Source organism: Paenibacillus sp. NPDC058367, from assembly GCF_042723305.1.
GTDB lineage: Bacteria > Bacillota > Bacilli > Paenibacillales > Paenibacillaceae > Paenibacillus_AQ.
The window spans coordinates 42,979-61,821 of sequence record NZ_JBHXIZ010000012.1 but is presented as its reverse complement, the minus strand read 5'-3'; the positions used below and the strand labels follow the sequence as shown (position 1 = coordinate 61,821).

General features: G+C 44.5%; 22 protein-coding genes, 1 rRNA gene and 1 riboswitch. Of the genes, 21 read left to right on the top strand and 2 right to left on the bottom strand.

The window, feature by feature from the left end; genetic code table 11:
- Window positions 1-94 (top strand): 5S ribosomal RNA (gene rrf / locus ACFWMP_RS30990); the annotation flags it as partial.
- Between the two features lie 256 nt (window positions 95-350).
- A complete protein-coding gene (locus tag ACFWMP_RS30985) occupies window positions 351-764 on the top strand; it encodes a hypothetical protein (RefSeq protein WP_042183800.1) in 414 nt (137 codons plus the stop codon).
- Between the two features lie 72 nt (window positions 765-836).
- Here ACFWMP_RS30985 and ACFWMP_RS30980 read toward each other — a convergent pair whose 3' ends face one another.
- A complete protein-coding gene (locus ACFWMP_RS30980; protein WP_042183802.1) occupies window positions 837-1,361 on the bottom strand; it encodes a hypothetical protein in 525 nt (174 codons plus the stop codon).
- Between the two features lie 208 nt (window positions 1,362-1,569).
- Between ACFWMP_RS30980 and ACFWMP_RS30975 the strand changes: the two genes are divergently transcribed.
- The 10 genes from ACFWMP_RS30975 (at window position 1,570) to rsmI (ending at window position 9,283) form a co-directional block, all read left to right on the top strand.
- Window positions 1,570-1,755: a sigma factor G inhibitor Gin gene (locus tag ACFWMP_RS30975; protein ID WP_042123074.1), complete on the top strand. Its 186-nt coding sequence runs from the start codon at window positions 1,570-1,572 to the stop codon at window positions 1,753-1,755.
- Between the two features lie 209 nt (window positions 1,756-1,964).
- Window positions 1,965-3,506: an aminotransferase class I/II-fold pyridoxal phosphate-dependent enzyme gene (locus ACFWMP_RS30970; RefSeq protein WP_379426126.1), complete on the top strand. Its 1,542-nt coding sequence runs from the start codon at window positions 1,965-1,967 to the stop codon at window positions 3,504-3,506.
- Complete coding sequence (gene tmk, locus ACFWMP_RS30965) at window positions 3,507-4,148, top strand: dTMP kinase (protein ID WP_042183814.1); 642 nt, start codon at window positions 3,507-3,509, stop codon at window positions 4,146-4,148.
- A gap of 123 nt (window positions 4,149-4,271) precedes the next feature.
- Window positions 4,272-4,601: a cyclic-di-AMP receptor gene (locus ACFWMP_RS30960; RefSeq protein WP_042183817.1), complete on the top strand. Its 330-nt coding sequence runs from the start codon at window positions 4,272-4,274 to the stop codon at window positions 4,599-4,601.
- A 49-nt stretch (window positions 4,602-4,650) separates the two neighbouring features.
- Entirely contained in the window at window positions 4,651-5,094 is a 444-nt protein-coding gene (locus ACFWMP_RS30955) for a YaaR family protein (RefSeq protein WP_042183820.1), read from the top strand.
- Window positions 5,095-5,211: 117 nt separating this feature from the next.
- Window positions 5,212-6,186, top strand: coding sequence for a DNA polymerase III subunit delta' (gene holB / locus ACFWMP_RS30950; protein ID WP_042123085.1), 975 nt, complete (start codon window positions 5,212-5,214; stop codon window positions 6,184-6,186).
- Window positions 6,187-6,323: 137 nt separating this feature from the next.
- On the top strand, window positions 6,324-7,124 hold the full coding sequence (locus tag ACFWMP_RS30945) for a PSP1 domain-containing protein (protein WP_076286882.1): 801 nt from the start codon (window positions 6,324-6,326) through the stop codon (window positions 7,122-7,124).
- 31 nt (window positions 7,125-7,155) lie between these two features.
- On the top strand, window positions 7,156-7,521 hold the full coding sequence (gene yabA, locus ACFWMP_RS30940; RefSeq protein ID WP_042123089.1) for a DNA replication initiation control protein YabA: 366 nt from the start codon (window positions 7,156-7,158) through the stop codon (window positions 7,519-7,521).
- A gap of 77 nt (window positions 7,522-7,598) precedes the next feature.
- A complete protein-coding gene (locus tag ACFWMP_RS30935) occupies window positions 7,599-8,372 on the top strand; it encodes a tRNA1(Val) (adenine(37)-N6)-methyltransferase (protein ID WP_042183822.1) in 774 nt (257 codons plus the stop codon).
- The gene (gene rsmI / locus ACFWMP_RS30930; RefSeq protein ID WP_042183824.1) at window positions 8,369-9,283 is read left to right on the top strand and encodes a 16S rRNA (cytidine(1402)-2'-O)-methyltransferase; all 915 of its coding nucleotides are present in this window, start codon (window positions 8,369-8,371) and stop codon (window positions 9,281-9,283) included. The genes ACFWMP_RS30935 and rsmI overlap by 4 nt, the downstream gene beginning before the upstream one ends.
- 325 nt (window positions 9,284-9,608) lie before the next feature.
- On the opposite strand, the gene ACFWMP_RS30925 is transcribed toward rsmI, so the two are convergent.
- Entirely contained in the window at window positions 9,609-9,863 is a 255-nt protein-coding gene (locus ACFWMP_RS30925) for an AbrB/MazE/SpoVT family DNA-binding domain-containing protein (RefSeq protein WP_042123095.1), read from the bottom strand.
- A 304-nt stretch (window positions 9,864-10,167) separates the two neighbouring features.
- Between ACFWMP_RS30925 and ACFWMP_RS30920 the strand changes: the two genes are divergently transcribed.
- The 9 genes from ACFWMP_RS30920 to ispE all read left to right on the top strand — a co-directional run bounded on the left by ACFWMP_RS30920 (window position 10,168) and on the right by ispE (window position 18,831).
- Entirely contained in the window at window positions 10,168-11,451 is a 1,284-nt protein-coding gene (locus tag ACFWMP_RS30920; RefSeq protein ID WP_339244181.1) for an HD domain-containing protein, read from the top strand.
- A gap of 111 nt (window positions 11,452-11,562) precedes the next feature.
- The gene (locus ACFWMP_RS30915; RefSeq protein ID WP_042183828.1) at window positions 11,563-12,333 is read left to right on the top strand and encodes a TatD family hydrolase; all 771 of its coding nucleotides are present in this window, start codon (window positions 11,563-11,565) and stop codon (window positions 12,331-12,333) included.
- Window positions 12,334-12,530: 197 nt separating this feature from the next.
- A riboswitch (cyclic di-AMP (ydaO/yuaA leader) is annotated at window positions 12,531-12,760 on the top strand.
- 281 nt (window positions 12,761-13,041) lie between these two features.
- A complete protein-coding gene (locus ACFWMP_RS30910; RefSeq protein WP_042183829.1) occupies window positions 13,042-14,205 on the top strand; it encodes a resuscitation-promoting factor in 1,164 nt (387 codons plus the stop codon).
- Between the two features lie 176 nt (window positions 14,206-14,381).
- Window positions 14,382-14,933, top strand: coding sequence for a ribonuclease M5 (gene rnmV / locus ACFWMP_RS30905; RefSeq protein ID WP_042183831.1), 552 nt, complete (start codon window positions 14,382-14,384; stop codon window positions 14,931-14,933).
- Complete coding sequence (gene rsmA, locus ACFWMP_RS30900; protein ID WP_042183833.1) at window positions 14,930-15,814, top strand: 16S rRNA (adenine(1518)-N(6)/adenine(1519)-N(6))-dimethyltransferase RsmA; 885 nt, start codon at window positions 14,930-14,932, stop codon at window positions 15,812-15,814. The genes rnmV and rsmA overlap by 4 nt, the downstream gene beginning before the upstream one ends.
- 71 nt (window positions 15,815-15,885) lie before the next feature.
- A complete protein-coding gene (gene yabG / locus ACFWMP_RS30895) occupies window positions 15,886-16,788 on the top strand; it encodes a sporulation peptidase YabG (RefSeq protein ID WP_042183835.1) in 903 nt (300 codons plus the stop codon).
- 414 nt (window positions 16,789-17,202) lie between these two features.
- The gene (gene veg, locus ACFWMP_RS30890) at window positions 17,203-17,478 is read left to right on the top strand and encodes a biofilm formation stimulator Veg (protein ID WP_019914493.1); all 276 of its coding nucleotides are present in this window, start codon (window positions 17,203-17,205) and stop codon (window positions 17,476-17,478) included.
- A gap of 181 nt (window positions 17,479-17,659) precedes the next feature.
- Window positions 17,660-17,836: a small, acid-soluble spore protein, alpha/beta type gene (locus ACFWMP_RS30885; RefSeq protein WP_042183837.1), complete on the top strand. Its 177-nt coding sequence runs from the start codon at window positions 17,660-17,662 to the stop codon at window positions 17,834-17,836.
- 140 nt (window positions 17,837-17,976) lie between these two features.
- Complete coding sequence (ispE, locus tag ACFWMP_RS30880) at window positions 17,977-18,831, top strand: 4-(cytidine 5'-diphospho)-2-C-methyl-D-erythritol kinase (RefSeq protein WP_042183839.1); 855 nt, start codon at window positions 17,977-17,979, stop codon at window positions 18,829-18,831.
- Window positions 18,832-18,843: the final 12 nt, after the last annotated feature.

Here is an 18,843-nt window from a genome sequence, read left to right as displayed (position 1 = left end):
TCCACGCGTACCCATCCCGAACACGACCGTTAAGCCCTCCAGCGCCGATGGTACTTGGACCGAAGGGTCCTGGGAGAGTAGGACGTTGCCAAGCAGATTAAGCCATTGTTGATAATATCAGCAGTGGCTTTTTTTCTTTTTTTATTATGCAAGTATTTAAGGCTAGTAATAACAGTAGAATAGGTTACTGTGGAATGACATTTTTGTTACCGACGCTGCGGTGGATACAAGTATAATAGAAAAGTGCTAATAGTTAGCAGATCTTTAATACGAAGGAACTACTCATAAATTCTAACTTTGAATTTTCTTGTGTCTTTAGATGCATTGTAGAGGTAGGGAGGATTTAAGGCATGAAACAATTAAAAATATTCAAGTTAATAATGATTTCTTGTATTTTAACTTTAATACTGGCAAGTTGCGGGGCTAAAGAACCTAAGTGGGATACTTTCGAGGGTGCACTGAATGAGAAAAGCTTCCCTGTCCCTCATGAGGCAAACTCACCAGACCAGACCACTACTAACGTTGCTATGGATTATGTACGTTATTCTTTACCTGGATTAAAGGAGAAGAATGGTATTCCGGATCCTTATTTGGAGGCTATTAAAGCCTGGGGATGGACAGAACAGGAAGATGATGATAGTGATTCTTCGGGCGTTTTTCTGAAGGATGGGTTAACGGTTCATTTAACAGTGCACGATGATTATTTTGTAGTAATGATTCCTAAAGAAAAGAAGACCTCCATTAAAGGCCTTAAGACGAAATAAAGAATCGCCATCCCTAAGGATGGCGGTTTGTTTTTTAATACATGAAAATAATATGAGCTATACTGCTGCACTTTATTGAGAGTAATAGGATACATCGGTCGGATTGAATTTCAGCATGCCTCCCTGATCCTGTCGATTCAGTCTGAACAGAGTATAAAGACGAGGCAGTAGGAGCCATAAGTGACAAGTGATCAGTGATACTGTAAATGCTGGCGGTGACCAGAAAATAAAGAGTGCTGCAATACAAAGACCGATATAGAAATTATGTAGTTGTACTTTACGGAATATACGGTAACTAATATGTTGATCAGGCATAAACCCTAACCAAGGCAGTTTAAATGAGACAGACCATCTTTTTGAAATGGGGTGTCCTGAGATTAAAAGAACTGAGCGTGAAATGACATATTGAACCCAGAAGGCTACAGGCGCTGCTATGATTATGTAAAGAATGCTCCACCAGGAAAGAAATACGGTTTCGAGCACAAGGACTAATAAGGGAAGCATAATATAAATAGGCAGCAGGCGTGCCGTTAGATTGACTTTTTTAATTAGTTTATATTGATAGAATGTAGCTGCACCTTTGGTAGTGGGTTCCATAGATTATAGTCTAACCTCCTCGTGAATTCGTATGTTCTTAATATCGGCGATTGGATGTATTTTATTAAACTGCGGCGAAAATTCACCGATATAACGGCAACGGAATATATATAATGCACGATACGAAGGATATGAAAAAACTATGAAAAGGTTTAAAATGATAGAAGGTGTATCATACTGTTCTTAAAAGAGTCAAGGTGGGATGGTTATGGAACAGCAAACCGGGCAAGCTTGTATCATTTGTGGACAGGTAAAAGAGGAAGGTATTGTGATTGTCTCGCATTTTATTTGTGAGGAATGTGAGGCTGAGATGATACGTACCGAGGCTGAAGATGCCAAGTACCGTTTTTTTATCGGCCGGATGAAGAAGATTGGATTGCAAAAGAACGCCTAAGTAGAGTAACTCTGTTAAATGATGCAATTAAGAGAGCGGTCTGGATGAAAGATACGAAGGCTGCATTAGTGATATTCAATACACGGCTTCCTCGTTCTTCAGGCGGGAGGAGCCGTTTTCTTGTCCATAGGGCTGCTTTTACACTGAAGCGTAGGCGTTTGCGAATATTTACGTTAAAATAGAAGGAACCCTATGGGAAGGAATTTAATATGAATAAATTACAACGTTGTAGGGCGCCTATATACGAAATGCTGGAACAATATAGAATTATGGGTAATAGATCATATCATGTGCCAGGTCATAAGAATGGAGAGGCATATGAGGGCGTTGAAGGCGCTGGCTTTTTAGATGAGGTAATGAAGTATGATGTTACGGAAATTTCCGGAACGGATGATCTTCATCATCCTGAGGGAGTTATCAAGGAAGCGCAAGAGTTGGCAGCAGACTGCTTTGGAGCAGAGGAAAGCTTTTTTCTGGTTGGAGGGAGCACAGCCGGCAATCTGGCTCTTATTCTAACCGCTTGTCCCGAGCCTGGAATGATTATGATTGTTCAACGCAATGTGCATAAGTCAGTCATTCATGGACTGATGTTGGCTGGAGTACGTGCTGTTTTTCTGGAGCCTCTGATTGATCCACTTAGCGGCTTGGCAGTGGCGCCGGCGGCCAAAGCTGTTAAGGCTGCACTTGCAGCCTATCCTGAAGCCGCAGCTGTACTTGTTACTATGCCGAATTATTACGGCATGGGTAGTGATCTTGCGCCCCTCGCGAGTATTTGTCACGACAGCGGTGTACCGCTGCTTGTGGATGAGGCGCATGGGGCGCATTACGGGCAGCACCCGGCGCTGCCAGCCGGGGCACTTGCTTGTGGCGCGGACGGCGTCGTGCAGTCCACGCACAAGATGCTCACAGCGATGACCATGGGCGCTATGCTGCATGTTCAAGGGCCGCGGCTCAACCGCGCCCTGCTCCGGCAGCGGCTCGCCATGGTGCAGAGCTCCAGCCCATCATATCCTATGATGGCGTCGCTGGATCTTGCCCGGCGGCTGCTGCACAGCCGGGGCAAGGGTGCCTTCTCGGCGGGGCTGGCCGCCGTGGACGTTCTGCGGCGCGGGCTCGCGGAGCTGCCGCGCTACGGACTAGTGCAGCCGGCAGAGCCGCTGCACCTGAATACGCCGCCTGATTCTTTGGCGGCGTATGTGACACAGGACCCCTTTAAAGTCGTCATTTATGACGCCACCGGGGTCCTGAGCGGCTTCGAGCTGCAGCGCAAGCTCGAAATAAAGGGCTGCGTGCCGGAGATGAGCGATGACCGGCACGTAGTGCTGCTGTTCAGCCTTGGATCGAAGGCTGAAGATGCAGATCATTTGCTGCAGGCGCTGCGGGAAATAGATTCGGAGGAACCTTCCGAATCACAGAACGCCCCCGACTTATCAGGCGCTCGCAATATTTCCACGTGGAACAATTTCCATTCTTTACAAATCTCAGATCCTGTCCCCTTCTCATTGAAGCCGGTGTCAGCAAATGAAATTGAAAGCATTGATCTTGAACATTGCGTGGGTAGAGTGGCGGCAGAGATGGTTATTCCCTATCCACCAGGCATCCCGGTATTATATCCGGGTGAAGTGATCACAGATCAGATCCAAAGAAGGCTGGCTGGTTTAGCCAAAGGAGGCGCCAAATTCCAGGCTTGTGCTGATCCGGTCTTGCAGCGTATTGAGGTATACAACATTCAGAAAGGCGGAGAAGCATAAGTGGGAAAAGAAGGTTTCTTCATAACATTAGAAGGAGGCGAAGGCTCCGGAAAAACAACGGTACTAGGTAGAGTAACGGCCTATTTACAGAACCGGTCCATGCCTTATCGAATTACCCGTGAACCGGGTGGCGTTGAGATTGCTGAGAAGATTCGTTCCATTATTCTAGATCCTGCCCATACAGCTATGGATGCGCGTACAGAGGCATTACTATATGCTGCATCAAGAAGCCAACATCTCGCCGAAGTCGTTGAACCGGCTCTTAGAGAAGGGCTTACTGTACTCTGTGACCGCTTTGTAGACAGCAGCCTCGTTTATCAAGGACATGCGAGAGGACTCGGAATAGAAGAGGTATGGAGTATTAATCGTTTTGCGATAGGGAACCGTATGCCGGATCTAACCTTTTATCTGGATGTAGACCCAGAGATAGGGTTGTCACGGATTGCAGCGAATCAAGAACGGGAAGTGAATCGTCTGGATCTGGAGAGCCTTTCTTTTCATAAGAAGGTTCGTGAAGGCTATCAATTATTAGCCCAGGCCAATCCGGACAGAATAGTAGTTCTGGATGCTAATCGCCCCATTCATATGGTAGAACAAGATATCGTGAGAACTCTTGAAGAGAGAGTATTAAAGGGTTTTTAAGGTGTTTTGTCTAATATACTAAGAGAAGTAACATATAACTAGGCGTGTGCTTATGAAGTAAGGGTTACTACGAGTAACTCTAAGTAGTAATACACCATAAAAATATTGGGAGGGAATGCGAAGATGAAGTTGATCATTGCAATTATCCAGGATAAAGACAGTAACCGGTTGTCCAGTGAGCTAGTCAAAGCCAATTTCCGTGCTACTAAACTTGCAAGTACAGGTGGATTTCTACGGGCAGGGAATACGACATTTATGATCGGGGTAGAAGACAGTCAGATTGAATCCGTATTGACCGTGATCCGTAACAGCTGTAAAGTGCGTGAACAGCTAGTCACTCCTGTAACACCGATGAGTGGAACAACGGATTCGTATTTGCCGCTTCCTGTTGAGGTACAAGTCGGTGGAGCTACTGTATTCGTACTTCCTGTAGATCGTTTTGAACATTATTAAGTATAATATAGATTAGCAAGCCATTTATAAAAAGGGCGGTAGATAACCTTTGAAGATCAATCCGGGGTATAGGCCCTTGAAGAGTGAGATGCCAAATGCAGAAGGGGCTAACAAACCCGTTCAGCAAAAAACGTTCTCTGATGTTTTTCAGCAGCAAAGTGAGCAGAAAACCAAAGATGAACTGAATCGCCAGATCAAAGAAATACAGTCTCAAGGCGATCGTTTATCTAAGTCTATGACGATTCGTGAGCTTACCATCTACCGGATGATGATCAAAAGATTTCTGGAGGAAACGGCTCGAAGAGGCGTCATTCTGAAGGAAACACGCGGATGGGATCGACGTGGACGTGGCAAGCGTTACAAGCTGCTTGAGGAAATTGATTCGGCTTTGCTATCAATGGCAGATGATTTGCTGAATAGTGAGCAAGGCCGGATCGATCTGTTAGGACGCGTTGGAGAAATCCGTGGGTTGTTAATCAACCTTTCTTTTTAAAATATAAGAAAGTATATGCTTTACACTATACTTTAGCCTTATATTTCTCGATTAAACACTTATCGTCCTTATAAGGACGATAAAGGCGTTTATGTTTGAAAGTTTTGGGAGGAAATTATGCCTTTTCATGATATAGTAGGCCAGGAGAACGCCAAGCGGCTACTCCAAAACGCCTTGCGCAAAGAAGCTGTGAGTCATGCTTATTTATTTACAGGGCCGGCAGGCAGTGGACAAATGAAAACGGCGCTGATGTTTGCCCAAGCTATATTTTGTACCCAGAGCAAGGACGATGCCTGTGGGGAATGCCTGGAGTGCCGCAAAGTAGAACATGGAAACCACCCTGATTTGTCACTGCTGCAGCCAGATGGAGCAAGTATTAAAATAGATCAAATCCGTGAGCTGCAGCGCGTCTTTTCCTATCGGTCAGAGGGTGTGAATCCGAAAGTTTATATTATAGATGGAGCAGACAAAATGACGGTACAAGCTGCCAATAGTCTGCTGAAATTTCTGGAGGAACCACCAGCTCCGGCTGTTGGAATCTTAATTTCTGATAATAGCCGTTCCTTATTGCCAACCATTCAGTCGCGGACTCAGCGGATTCCATTTAGTCCGTTAAACCCGGATATTATGCTCCAAGCTCTGGCAAGTGAGGGCGTTCCCATACCCTTAGCTCGATGTGCAGTATCACTTAGTTCAGGACTTGATGGTTGCAGGAAACTTTTGGAACAGAATTGGTTTGCAGAAATGAGAAATGTAATGTTACAATTAGCTAAGGAGTCCTTAGGCAAGGGCAGCTCCGCTGTAGCAACTGCTGGGCAGAAGCTGTTCAAGACCGGACTCGCTGAACATTTGGATATCTTCTTCAGCATGTTCCATCTGTGGTTTAAAGATATGCTTTACTTCCTGTATCGTAAGCATGAGAGTATCGTTTTCATAGATCAGTTAGACTTTATTTCCAGGCATGCCCGTGAGCGGAGTGCGGAACAATGGGTGGCTTATATGGGATTTGCTGCAGAGAGCACTAAGAAGCTGCGATCCAATGCCAATGCCCAATTGTGTCTGGAGCAGTTTTTAATCCGACTGGAAAGTTAAAGGATTAGTTATGATATATCCTCCGGATGTCGCTTTACCTGGAAATATCGTTTTAACAGACGAGGAAGGAAGCATGGATCATCAGGGAGCGGACATGCCCATAGATTCCTTTTACCGGCAAACAAGGGGGTTAATTTTTGTACAGCGTAGTAGGTGTCCGTTTTAAAAAAGCGGGTAAAATATATTATTTCGATCCACTTGATTTTCCGATTGAACGGGATCAACATGTTATTGTGGAGACAGCACGTGGGGTTGAATACGGTAAAGTTGTCGTAGGCAAAAAAGAGGTGGAAGAATCCGACGTAGTTTTGCCCCTCAAAAAAGTGATGCGTATTGCCGGAGAAACCGACGCACGCGTAGTTGAAGAGAACAAAGGGGCCGCTAAAGAGGCTTTTACCACCTGTTTAAATAAAATACGCGACCACGGTCTCAAAATGAAGCTCGTCGATGTAGAGTTTACTTTTGACCGTAATAAGATTATATTTTACTTTACGGCCGAAGGACGGGTCGACTTTAGAGAATTGGTTAAAGATCTAGCAAGTATCTTCCGGACCCGCATTGAGCTACGGCAAATTGGGGTGCGTGATGAGGCTAAAATGCTAGGTGGACTTGGACCTTGTGGGCGAGTGCTTTGTTGTTCATCTTGGTTAGGGGATTTTGAACCCGTATCCATTAAAATGGCGAAGGATCAGAACCTGTCACTTAATCCGACGAAGATTTCAGGACTTTGTGGACGTCTGATGTGTTGTTTGAAATTTGAGCATGACAATTATGAGAGTGTAAAGGAAGAAATGCCAGCGGTCGGCAAGATTGTCGTGACCTCATTGGGTGATGGCAAAGTAGTAGGACTTAATGCCGGAAGCCGTACGGTTCATGTACAGTTGTTTGAAGTGGGCAAAGTTAAGGAACTTCCAATGGATGATGTTGTCGTCAAGTAAACCATTATAAGGTTACTTTCGGGGTGGAAACTTGGAGAAGAAAAATATATTTGCACACATGCAGGATATGGAAGCACAGATGGAAACGATGCGCGCCAATCTTGGAGAATGGAAACAGACGGTAAAAGAACTGATGGAAGCTAATCAGAGGTTAACTCTGGAGAATGAACAGCTTCGCAAAATTTTAAAGCGGGATGCACCTTTGGATCCTACCGTAGATTCTGCGGAGGCGGAAGCTCTTTTAGCTGCCGGAGAGGGAACAGAAGAGGTTGTCGGGGAAGGTTATGACAACTTGGCCCGGCTTTACCATGAAGGCTTTCACATCTGTAATGTTTATTTTGGACATTTACGTACGGAAGGTGATTGTCTGTTCTGTCTTTCTTTTCTTAATAAATGAGGATATCCAGCCGTAGGAGATTGATCCTACGGTTTTTTTTGAATTTTAGCTCAACAAAACATTTAGGAGATTACTACATGACAAATTCTTTTAATGATATATCTGTTCCTTTGTTGCCGACGGAGCGGGTGGATGATTTATTAACGCATGACTTGCGCATTATTCAAAGTGACGAAGTATTTAGCTTTTCTATGGATGCTGTACTGCTTGCCCGTTTCGCCAGCGTTCCGCCTCGTGGGAGAGTCCTGGATCTTTGTACTGGGAATGGTGTAATTCCTATTTTGATGACGACCCGAACTAAAGCTTCTATAGAAGGGATTGAAATTCAGCCCCGTTTAGCGGATATGGCTCGGCGTAGCGTGGCTCTAAATGGGCTACAGGATCAGGTTGTGATCCATGAAGGCGATTTACGTGAGTTATATAAAGTAGCAGGACATGGCGTATATGATGCAATAACAGTCAATCCTCCTTATATGCCGCTTAACGGCAGTGACCTCAAGCTGAACACTCATCAGGCTATGGCTCGTCATGAAATCGGGTGTACGCTGGAGGAGGTCATTCAAGCCTGTGTGAGACTGGTTCGCACCGGTGGAAAGGTAAGTATGGTTCACAAGCCACAAAGATTGGTCGATATTATTAGTCTTATGAGAAAATATAGGCTCGAGCCTAAGATTATTCGCTTTGTACATCCACGTGCGCATCTGGAAGCTAATATGGTATTAATTGAAGCGATACGTGATGGTAAGCCGGAGGTTCGTTTACATCCACCACTCATTGTATATAATGAGGACAATCAATACTGTCCAGAAATTATGGACATCTACTATGGTGCTAAAGAGGGTAAATCATGACGATATCATGCCAAAGCAGTTTTCAGAACAATAACAATACACATAAGCAGGAATCAACCGGTTCACTTTTTTTGGTGGCAACACCCATCGGTAATTTAGAGGATATGACTTATCGTGCTGTCCGCACTTTGCAGGAATGCGATATTATTGCAGCTGAGGATACAAGACAAACTCGGAAATTGTTGAGCCATTTTGAAATTACACCCTCTATGCTGTTCAGTTATCATGAGCATAATAAGGCTGCCAGTGGACCTGAACTTATCCGCTATATAATAGAAGGAAAAAATTTGGCACTCGTCAGCGATGCCGGTTTACCAGCCATTTCCGACCCTGGTGCAGACCTTGTAGCCCTTGCCATAAGTCATGGTATACCAGTAATTCCTATACCCGGAGCTAACGCAGCTTTGTCAGCATTAATTGCCTCTGGTCTGCCTACGACTACTTTCACTTTTATCGGCTTCTTACCTCGAGAACGTAAAGATATCCGTGCGGTATTAAGTCCACTTCGTTCGGCGCAAGGGACTATACTGTTCTACGAATCTCCACATCGCGTGGTGAAGACACTGGCTCATCTCCATGAAGCATTTGGCAATCGGCGAATTGTGCTTGCTCGTGAACTGACGAAGAGATATGAGGAGTTTCTACGTGGGACGATCGAGGAATGTACGGATTGGCTCGCTGAACATCCACCGCTTGGTGAGTATGTTATCGTCGTTGAAGGCGAGAGCAAGGAAGATGCTGAAATGGCGGAATCGGCTTGGTGGCGCCAGTTAAATATTGAAGAACATGTTGCTCATTACGAAGCAGCAGATATGCCGCGTAAAGAAGCTATGAAAAAAGCAGCCTCTGATCGTGGTGTGTCAAAGCGGGATATTTATAACGCACTTCTGGATAAAACGGAGCAGCAGTAAGTATTATTGACGGATTCTAATTCTAAGAGGCTAACAAGGTGCGGAGGGGTATTACGAAGCTGACGAGATTCTAGCCTGAAGGTGGTTCCCAAAAGGAAGCCCAAGATAGACCAGATCATGGTAAAAACTCGATTTGCTTCATGCTCTCACCGCATTCCCCATCATTATTAGGTGTCATGAGGGGAGTTAATCCTTGTAGACACCTTTTGGGCAGGAAACACAGGTGATTGCAGAAAAAAAATACCTCCCGCGGTCACGGGAGGTCAAGGAGATATGAAAAGGTTAGAATTAACAATTTGATTAGTTCTATTATATACTATTTATTTTAGTTTGTCACAGGGGTAGGGATAGTAGAAATGCATTCATGACAAACTATTTTTCCTTTGAAGTAAGTTACGTTCTCAGCGTTGCCGCAGAAAATGCAGGCAGGCTCATATTTCTTAAGCATAATGCGCTCACCATCAACGTAAATTTCAAGTGCGTCTTTTTCACCAATGCCAAGAGTACGGCGCAATTCAATGGGAATAACTACCCGTCCAAGTTCGTCTACTTTTCTTACAATTCCTGTTGATTTCATCATAACAATCGTTACTCCTCTCAATGTTCCAAAAACGTCATTATTCGACATTGTTCACTGTTTTATGATATTTATAATACCAACGATTCCCAAAACAGTCAACCTTTTTTCATCTGTTGAATAAGTGCTTTTTCACGAAAACTTTGAATTCCCTATAACAATCACGAATTCTAAAAAAAGTGAAAAAATAAACTTTGTCGATTTACCAAGACTAAAAACGTCACTATTCGACAAAGTACGACATAATTATTTATTATATACTTATATTGGTTAAAATCATACTAAATTTAATAAAGGAGTTGATCTCATGAAGCAGCCGCTCACAGAAGAAAAGGTTTTCAAAGATCCGGTTCACAATTATATCCATGTGCAGGATACTATTATTTGGCGACTAATAAATACAAAGGAATTTCAGCGTTTACGTCGTATTCGCCAGCTGGGTACCTCGTATCTTACTTTTCATGGCGCAGAGCATAGTCGGTTTTCTCATTCCCTAGGGGTGTACGAAATTACACGTAGAATTATTTCGCAATTTGAACGAAGCGGGTATAAGGATTGGATTCCTGAAGAAAGTCTGCTCACCTTGTGTGCGGCCTTGCTGCATGATCTGGGACACGGTCCATTTTCCCATTCTATAGAAGAAGCTTTTGAAATGAATCATGAGGATTGGACTTGTCGAATTATTCTGGAGGACACAGAGATTACTGAGATCTTGCGTGATGTGGAGGAGGATTTTCCTCGTAAAGTAGCCTCTGTAATCGCTAAAACTTATGAGCATGAAATTGTTGTAAATCTGGTTTCGAGTCCGCTAGATGCTGATCGCATGGATTATTTGCTGCGTGATGCGTACTATACAGGTGTAAACTATGGAACGATCGACATTGATCGGATTTTAAGAATGCTGCGTCCTTATAATGGTCGAATTGTTGTAAAAGAATCGGGAATGCATGCCATTGAAGATTATTTAATGTCGCGTTATCAAATGTACTGGCAAGTCTATTTTCATCCGGTGACACGCAGCTCAGAGATTATTTTGCGACAAATTTTTCGTAGAGCCAAGGAGCTTTTCCAAGAGGGGTACAATTTTAGTTTCATGATTAATCCACTGGAGGATTTGTTCCGTGGTGAGGTGACAGTGAAGCAGTATTTAATGCTGGATGAAGCACTGGTACAGACGGCTTTTATGCAGTGGACGCTTGAGAAAGATGAGCTACTAAGCGACTTGTGTACCCGTTTTATTCATCGTAAACTTTATAAATATGTTGAGGTGGAGAATCTCGATACAGAAATGATTACTGAAATTCGCAGCAGTTTTGCGGCAGCGGGACTTCACCCAGAATATGATTTGGAGATTGATTTTCCGACAGATCTGCCCTATGATGTGTTCCGTCCGGGAGAAGCTTTTGACAATAAACAAATTCTGCTGCTTGATCGGCATGATCATCTGCGGGAAATTTCAGAGGTGTCGGATATTGTGCGTTCTATTAGCGGCATTCACCGTGGAAGATATCATCTTTATTTTCCTCAGGATAAGTTAAGAAATGCGCTTACGCGATTGCCTGCTTCTATTGCAGAGATTTTTGCAAAATAATACAAGAAAATATGGGATTTTTGACAAGAAGAGTAGAAAAATAAGATATCACGGATAGCGTGAAACTTATATTGTTATATATCTAAAAAAGAACAAGGAGTGAGGGTTAAAATGTTTCTGTTTGACACACATACGCATCTGGATGCACCTCAATTCGACGAGGATCGCGAAGAAGTTATCGCTCGTGCTGTAGAAGCAGGAGTTAGCAAGATGATTAATATCGGATTTAATCGGGAGACGATTCCCTCAACGATGAAGCTGGCGGAATCTTATGATTATATTTATGCGGCAGTGGGTTGGCATCCTCAGGATGCGATTGATATGAAAGAAGGAGATCTCGATTGGATCGCTTCTCTATGCAGTCATAAAAAAGTAGTGGCTATTGGTGAAATCGGACTGGATTATTACTGGGATACTTCTCCCAAGGATGTGCAACATGAAGTTTTTCGCAAGCAAATTGGACTAGCCCGTGAATTAAATATGCCGATTTGTATTCATGATCGTGATGCACATGAGGATGTTGTACGGATTTTACGGGAGGAAAAAGCAAATGAGGTTGGAGGCGTGATGCACTCGTTCTCAGGAAGCTGGGAAACAGCTAAAATGTGCTTGAATCTTGGTTTTCATTTATCCTTTGGAGGACCCATTACGTTCAAAAATGCAAGAGTGCCAAAAGAAGTGCTTGCGCAGACACCACTAGACCGATTATTGATCGAAACCGATGCTCCATATTTGACTCCACACCCCTTCCGCGGGAAGCGAAATGAGAGCGCTCATGTGAAGCTTGTAGCAGAGGCAGCAGCTGAAATTAAAGGGTTAACATGGGAAGAATTGGCTAAAATAACGTATGCGAACGCACTGGAACGATTTGGGATTGAGTGAAAACGGGAGCAAAACAGGTGAAAAATAGAGAATGGCCGATATATTAAACTTTTTTAATATAAAAACGGCTGAATATTACAATATTTTAACCATATTTTTGCGTAAACGTGGTTGAATCGTCCTTTACAACATGCATCAAAACAGGATATCATCTTTTCAGTGATGTGAGCTGTGTTATAGTGACAGCCATTGATTCATGGATCGTCTCGCTGAGTCTCCGTATGGAGAACGGGGGAACCAATATTGACCTACCGCATGCCTGTATTTTAAATACGGTTTAGACGTGCCGTAGGACAGTATTTGATTTCTTCACGTGGTCTTTGGGGTGAATTTAAGGGCAACCGCCATGAGCGGGTGACCTGAAATAGGGCGTCTCTCTTTCGTCCGAACCCGACAGCTAACCCCGTAAGCGCAAGTAAGAGAGGCAACCTCGTGCACAAGCATTCTCTATTCTGATATTGGAGAAGCCACGAAAGAGTCCTCAGTTGAACTCTTTTTAGGCTTTTTTATTTTTGAATAAATAGAATGTTGCCCACATACTGTTATATAACAGGGGTGGGAGTAGCTGTGCCGAGCAGGCGATCCATGAGCAGGAGACGCTAAGTTATTACGTGCGTGTCCTGTGACAATCTCAAATAGTTTCGTCAAAGGAATTCAGTCCTCATGATATACAATTGACGACGGGGCTATGTAAGGAGGATGGAGAGAATGGGCGTATTCCAACCAGAAGTATCCCATGATTCGCAGTCATCCAGCAGGTCTTTCGCATTACGGTGGGAGCAAGTAAATACTCGCGTACTTTTACTTGCAGGCGTGATTTCAGTCGCTATCGCGCTACTTATTCTGCTGTACGTACACGGTCAAAGTAACAAACAATTATTTTTAGTAATAGACGGGCAAACACAGACGCTTGAAACGCGGGAAGCGCTTCTTGGTGATGTGTTGGAGAAAGAGCAAATTTCGCTGCAGCCGCATGATGAACTATCTTTAGGTCTGAGTGATGAAATAAAAGACGGTGACCGTGTCGTTATCAATCGTGCGCAGAAAATTAGTCTTACTGCGGATGGAGCAACAAAAACGTTATATACGACCGAGGACACAATTGGTAAAGCAATTGAGAAAATGGGCATTACCCTAGAAGGTCATGATAAGATTTTCCCTTCGTTAGACACCACCATTTCTGCAAACATGGAGGTTAAGATTGTTCGCATCAACAAACAGACCGTACAGCGAACAACTAACTTACCCTTCAGAGTCATCAAGACAGCAGACCCCTCCCTTACTGTGGGAACAGTTAGAGTGGCACAGGCAGGCAAACCAGGCGTCATGATTCAGCATATTGAGAAGATCTACCAAGACGGAGAACTGGCCTCTATGCGCATGATTGGTAAGGAAGTACAAACGGTAACGAAAGATAAGATTATTGCCGTTGGTACCAAAGCACTTCCTAAGCCGGCTGTAGCTAAGACTACAACAACTTCCAAATCAAACACCACTTCAAAAACGGCTAAGGTTAGCGCTAAGACTAATAATGTCACAAGCAAGGCTGGCGTAGACTTTGAGTACAAGAAGATGATTAAGAACGTCTCCATGACAGCTTATTCATCAGAAGAGCCAGGTATTGGTAACAAAACTGCTTCCGGAACACGCGTAACGGAAGGTCGTACAATTGCGGTAGACCCGAATGTAATTCCTATTGGCTGGTGGGTATATATCGAGGGGCTTGGATTCCGCCGAGCAGAAGATACTGGCGGTGCCATTAAAGGCAATAAAGTAGATGTCTATTACGATTCACTGAGCCATGTGCGTAATTTCGGTCGTAAATCACGTACCGTTTATGTGATTGGACCTGTGAAGCCGGAGTTAAACTAGGCTGAAGCTTTTGCAAATTATTCTTTGATAAGCTATAGTGATGATAACCGTTAAGGAACGCCAGATGATCATTTCGTTGATCGCAGAGCAACCGCTCATCACTTATACATTCTTTAACCAAAAGAAGAGGAGCGAAACCTCTTCTTTTTTGCTTTTTTTGGAAGGAGTCAAGAGATATGATTAAGGAATTAATTGTCGTTGAAGGTAAGAGTGATACCGTCGCTGTTAAACGCGCTGTAGAAGCAGATACGATCGAAACAGGGGGCTCGGCTGTAGACCGGACCGTAATTGCGAAGATCGCGCTTGCTATGGAGCGTAGAGGAGTGATTATCCTTACTGACCCGGATCATGCGGGTGAACGAATTCGTAAGATTGTGTCCGCAAAGGTGCCGGGCTGTAAGCATGCCTTCATTCCTGAGAAGGACGCAACCCGCAAGGGAGATATCGGTGTGGAGAACGCTTCACCAGAGGCGATTCGTCATGCGCTGCGGAATGTACATACCTCTTTTGAAGGTGCACCTGCTTTAATTGGACTTGATGATTTAATGGCCGCTGGAATGCTTGTACACCCTCGGGCAGCTGAAAGACGTATGGCACTTGGTAATTTGCTTGGAATCGGATATTGTAATGGCAAGCAGCTGTACAAGCGGCTGGCGATGTTTGGAATTACGCGGGAGGAATTTGCCGGAGCTCTCGCCCAAATTGATCAGGGGGGCATTACTTCATGAGTGGTAGAGAGGAAATTTCGACTCCAAAACGGACGAAAGAAATTATTCAACGTTATGGATTCAAGTTCAAGAAGAGCTTAGGACAGAATTTTTTGATTGATCAAAATATATTGGACAAGATTGTTGACGCTGCTGGGCTAGATAGCGAATCAGGGGCATTGGAAATCGGTCCTGGGATTGGTGCCCTGACGGAGCGTTTGGCGCTAACCGCTGGTGCAGTGACCGCTGTGGAGATCGACCGTAGGCTGATTCCTATTTTAAGGGACGTACTTTCCCCTTATCCGCATGTTAAGGTTCGTAATGATGATGTTCTGAATGTAAATCTGCAGGAGCTGTTCAAAGAAGATTTTGCATCCGTGAACAAGGTAAGCGTAGTTGCCAATCTGCCGTATTATGTAACTACTCCGATTCTGATGAAGCTGCTCGAAGAGAAGCTTCCGCTTGATAACATTGTTGTAATGATTCAGAAAGAGGTTGCGGAGCGTATGGCCGCTTCTCCGGGAGGAAAGGAATACGGGAGTCTTAGCATTGCCGTGCAGTACTACAGCGAGCCTGAGCTCGTCTGCATTGTGCCGCGTACGGTGTTCATTCCTCAACCTAATGTGGAGTCCGCTGTAATCCGTCTAAAGGTAAGAGAGCGTCCACCGGTAGAAGTTGAGAGTGAGAAGCACTTCTTTGAGGTCGTCCAAGCTTCTTTCACACAGCGTCGCAAGACGATTGCTAACAATCTCAAGGCTCGTTACTTCCCTGAAGAGGGACGTGAGCGTCTGGAGGCTTTACTCGCAGAAGCTGGTATTGAACCAACACGTCGTGGAGAAACGTTAAGTCTAGAAGAATACGCCCGATTAAGCGGTGTTCTGTTGGCTGCTGGAATTGAATAAGCTAAAAACATAGCTAGTTATGAACCAACTGAGGCCTTTGCCCATACGATGGGGTAGAGGTGGTGGTTGTAATGAATTTAGGAGACTTGGTCGTTCGTAAATCTTATGGCGGAGATTTGACTTTTCGTGTAGATCATATTGTGCAGGACAGAGCCGTCATTAAAGGCACAGATTTCCGTCTGTTGGCGGATTCTCCTCTGAATGACTTGGTTCAAGTGCCTCCTACCCGAATTACGGAACGAGGACAGCAGGCACAGATTAAAGCGAATGAATCACTGACACAGCTGCGGAAAGACCGACAGGAGCAAAGTCAGAGGAGCGGGAGCGCTCTATCAGAAGGAGCATGGGCTCCATCGCCCAAGGAAGCTGCTTATTTTGAAGTGCCGGGAAAAGTACTGCATCTGGATGGCGATCCAGCGTATTTGAATAAGAGCCTTAGCTTATACGAGCAATTGCGGATCCCTGCTGAAGGCCATCATGTTCATGAGTCCGCAATGGCTGACACTTTATACCGGCTGCTGCCCCGCGTGCGTCCAGATATTGTGGTGATTACCGGTCATGACGGGGTGCTGAAGCAACAGCATACTTACGATCTTCACAGTCTGAGCAGCTATAAAAATTCGCAAAACTTCGTAGCTGCTATTAGGGTAGCTAGGGATTATGAGCGAAATTTTGATGCGTTGACGATTGTTGCAGGTGCTTGTCAGTCACATTTTGAAGCACTGCTGGGGGCAGGGGCGAATTTCGCCAGTTCTCCTGGACGGATATTGATCCATGCCCTAGACCCAGTTTATGTAGCGGCAAAATCGTCGTTCACGCCCATTAGGGATACGGTGAATCTGAGTGAGGTTTTGAACAACACCATTAGTGGTAATCAGGGAATCGGCGGTATTGAGACCCGTGGCAGCTTCCGTATTGGGATGCCGCGTCTGCAGAACCTGTCAGCACTAAAAGTGACACCTTCCGCAATTTAATCGACAGGTACTGGTCTATTTTCAAAGCTAATATGTAATTTGGAGTGGCCGAATAGAGTAACGCGAAGAAAGGGTGAGCGATGAGCTTAACCCTTTTTTTATATAAGAAAGTATAAGTTTCACGCTATACATTATCCTTATATTTCCCGCATAAACGCTAACCGTCCTTGTAGGGACGACGCCAAAGGCGATTATGCTTGTGTGAAATGGTAGTTATCTTTAAAGATCGACAATGTTATTTTTCTTGCTTTGTGGTAAACCTATTACAGATAACAAGGCTATTAGTTCGCCTCTGATTCCCCGCAAAAAAATTCCGTTGACAACCAAATATTCATCATCTATAATTATTTATTTGCTTTGACAAACACCTGGGGAAGTTGTATAATGGACAAGAAAAGAGGTGGTCGTCAGGCAATGGCTAATAACGCGCTGTTGGAAATCAAACGCAGTCTCGAAGCTCACGTCGGTCATAAGATCACGTTGCGTGCAAACGGAGGTCGTCGTAAAACCGTAGAACGCACCGGTGTCCTGGAAGAAACGTACCCTTCTGTATTTATTGTCAAACTGGATCAGGAGCAGCAAACATTCAAGCGAGTCTCCTATAGCTATGCCGATATCCTTACTGAATCTGTGGAAATCACAGTATGTGAAGACGATGGGCAGATGCGGATTATGTATATTAAAGCTTAATGTTTCACGGGCAGCTTCCTTTGGAGGCTGTTTTTTATTTGTATCAGAAACGGTTGTCCTTCATAAAGGACGACTGTTTCTTTTTTTTGCGTGAATATTCAGTGAATGATCCTTGTTCTAAGCAAGCATACTAATTGAGCAATCGGTTTATCATTTTCTTTCATAAGGGAGGAATTCCGTAATGAGCCGCAGAAAACGAGGCATGATGTCGGAAGAACTAAAGACAGAGTTAGCCAAGGAGCTTGGTTTTTACGAAACTGTGGAACGTGAAGGCTGGGGAGGAATACGGGCGAAGGATGCAGGTAATATGGTGAAAAGAGCGATTCAGCTCGCTGAAGAGGCTGCCCGGAAATCTTAATCTTTAGCGTGTGAACAATTATTTAACGAAAAAGGGTGCGTCTAACTGGCGACACCCTTTTATTATTGGACTTCATTAGAAGTTTTTCATATAATATGTTAAGTTGTTTTTACGGGAAAAGCTGAAGGTGGGTGAACGCCTTGAAAATGTATGAGAAGGCACCAGCTAAAATTAATTTGATGCTGGATGTGCTGCACAAGCGTGCTGACGGTTTTCATGAGGTGGAAATGATTATGACCATGGTAGATCTAGCAGACCGTTTAGAGCTGTCTGAGCTGCCAAGGGATACTATTATAATATCAAGTCAAGCGGGTTATATTCCCCTAGATGAGAAGAACCTGGCCTTTCAAGCGGCTAGGCTTATTAAAGAGCGTTATAACGTGAAGAGTGGTGTACATATCCATCTGGATAAAAGAATACCGGTGGCAGCTGGCCTGGCTGGCGGCAGCAGTGATGCAGCGGCTACCCTACGTGGTCTGAACCGACTGTGGCGCCTAGGTATACCTGCGCAGGAGCTGCAGGAGCTTGGCGCTGAGCTTGGCTCAGATGTGCCTTTCTGCGTTACAGGTGGCACTGCCTTGGCAACAGGTCGTGGCGAGAAGCTGACGCCGATTAAGAATCCTCCGCAATGCTGGGTAGTATTGGCTAAGCCACCTATCAATGTATCGACTGCGGAAGTATACGGACGTGTGCGGAGCAATAATATAGCTGTTCATCCTTCGGCTCGAAAGATGCAGGACGCGATCGAAGCTGGAGATTTTGGGGGCGTGTGTAATCATCTGGGCAATGTGCTTGAGGATGTTACCCTAAAGCTACATCCAGAGGTCCAGCAGCTCAAAGAGGCGATGGTTAAGCTCGGAGCAGACGGAGTGTTAATGTCCGGCAGCGGTCCTACAGTGTTCGGTTTAGTGTCCAAGCAGTCTAAAGTAGCAAGAATTTATAATGGACTGCGAGGGTTCTGCAAGGAAGTCTATGCAGTGAGATCACTCAATTAGTATGCTTCTCTT

What these genes read in the sequence shown, in the direction of transcription:
- ACFWMP_RS30985 (WP_042183800.1), top strand. Translation starts at nt 351, where the DNA reads ATGAAACAATTAAAAATATTCAAGTTAATAATGATTTCTTGTATTTTA.
- ACFWMP_RS30980 (WP_042183802.1), bottom strand. Translation starts at nt 1,361, where the DNA reads ATGGAACCCACTACCAAAGGTGCAGCTACATTCTATCAATATAAACTA.
- ACFWMP_RS30975 (WP_042123074.1), top strand. Translation starts at nt 1,570, where the DNA reads ATGGAACAGCAAACCGGGCAAGCTTGTATCATTTGTGGACAGGTAAAA.
- ACFWMP_RS30970 (WP_379426126.1), top strand. Translation starts at nt 1,965, where the DNA reads ATGAATAAATTACAACGTTGTAGGGCGCCTATATACGAAATGCTGGAA.
- ACFWMP_RS30960 (WP_042183817.1), top strand. Translation starts at nt 4,272, where the DNA reads ATGAAGTTGATCATTGCAATTATCCAGGATAAAGACAGTAACCGGTTG.
- holB (WP_042123085.1), top strand. Translation starts at nt 5,212, where the DNA reads ATGCCTTTTCATGATATAGTAGGCCAGGAGAACGCCAAGCGGCTACTC.
- ACFWMP_RS30935 (WP_042183822.1), top strand. Translation starts at nt 7,599, where the DNA reads ATGACAAATTCTTTTAATGATATATCTGTTCCTTTGTTGCCGACGGAG.
- rsmI (WP_042183824.1), top strand. Translation starts at nt 8,369, where the DNA reads ATGACGATATCATGCCAAAGCAGTTTTCAGAACAATAACAATACACAT.
- ACFWMP_RS30925 (WP_042123095.1), bottom strand. Translation starts at nt 9,863, where the DNA reads ATGATGAAATCAACAGGAATTGTAAGAAAAGTAGACGAACTTGGACGG.
- ACFWMP_RS30920 (WP_339244181.1), top strand. Translation starts at nt 10,168, where the DNA reads ATGAAGCAGCCGCTCACAGAAGAAAAGGTTTTCAAAGATCCGGTTCAC.
- ACFWMP_RS30915 (WP_042183828.1), top strand. Translation starts at nt 11,563, where the DNA reads ATGTTTCTGTTTGACACACATACGCATCTGGATGCACCTCAATTCGAC.
- ACFWMP_RS30910 (WP_042183829.1), top strand. Translation starts at nt 13,042, where the DNA reads ATGGGCGTATTCCAACCAGAAGTATCCCATGATTCGCAGTCATCCAGC.
- rnmV (WP_042183831.1), top strand. Translation starts at nt 14,382, where the DNA reads ATGATTAAGGAATTAATTGTCGTTGAAGGTAAGAGTGATACCGTCGCT.
- rsmA (WP_042183833.1), top strand. Translation starts at nt 14,930, where the DNA reads ATGAGTGGTAGAGAGGAAATTTCGACTCCAAAACGGACGAAAGAAATT.
- yabG (WP_042183835.1), top strand. Translation starts at nt 15,886, where the DNA reads ATGAATTTAGGAGACTTGGTCGTTCGTAAATCTTATGGCGGAGATTTG.
- veg (WP_019914493.1), top strand. Translation starts at nt 17,203, where the DNA reads ATGGCTAATAACGCGCTGTTGGAAATCAAACGCAGTCTCGAAGCTCAC.
- ACFWMP_RS30885 (WP_042183837.1), top strand. Translation starts at nt 17,660, where the DNA reads ATGAGCCGCAGAAAACGAGGCATGATGTCGGAAGAACTAAAGACAGAG.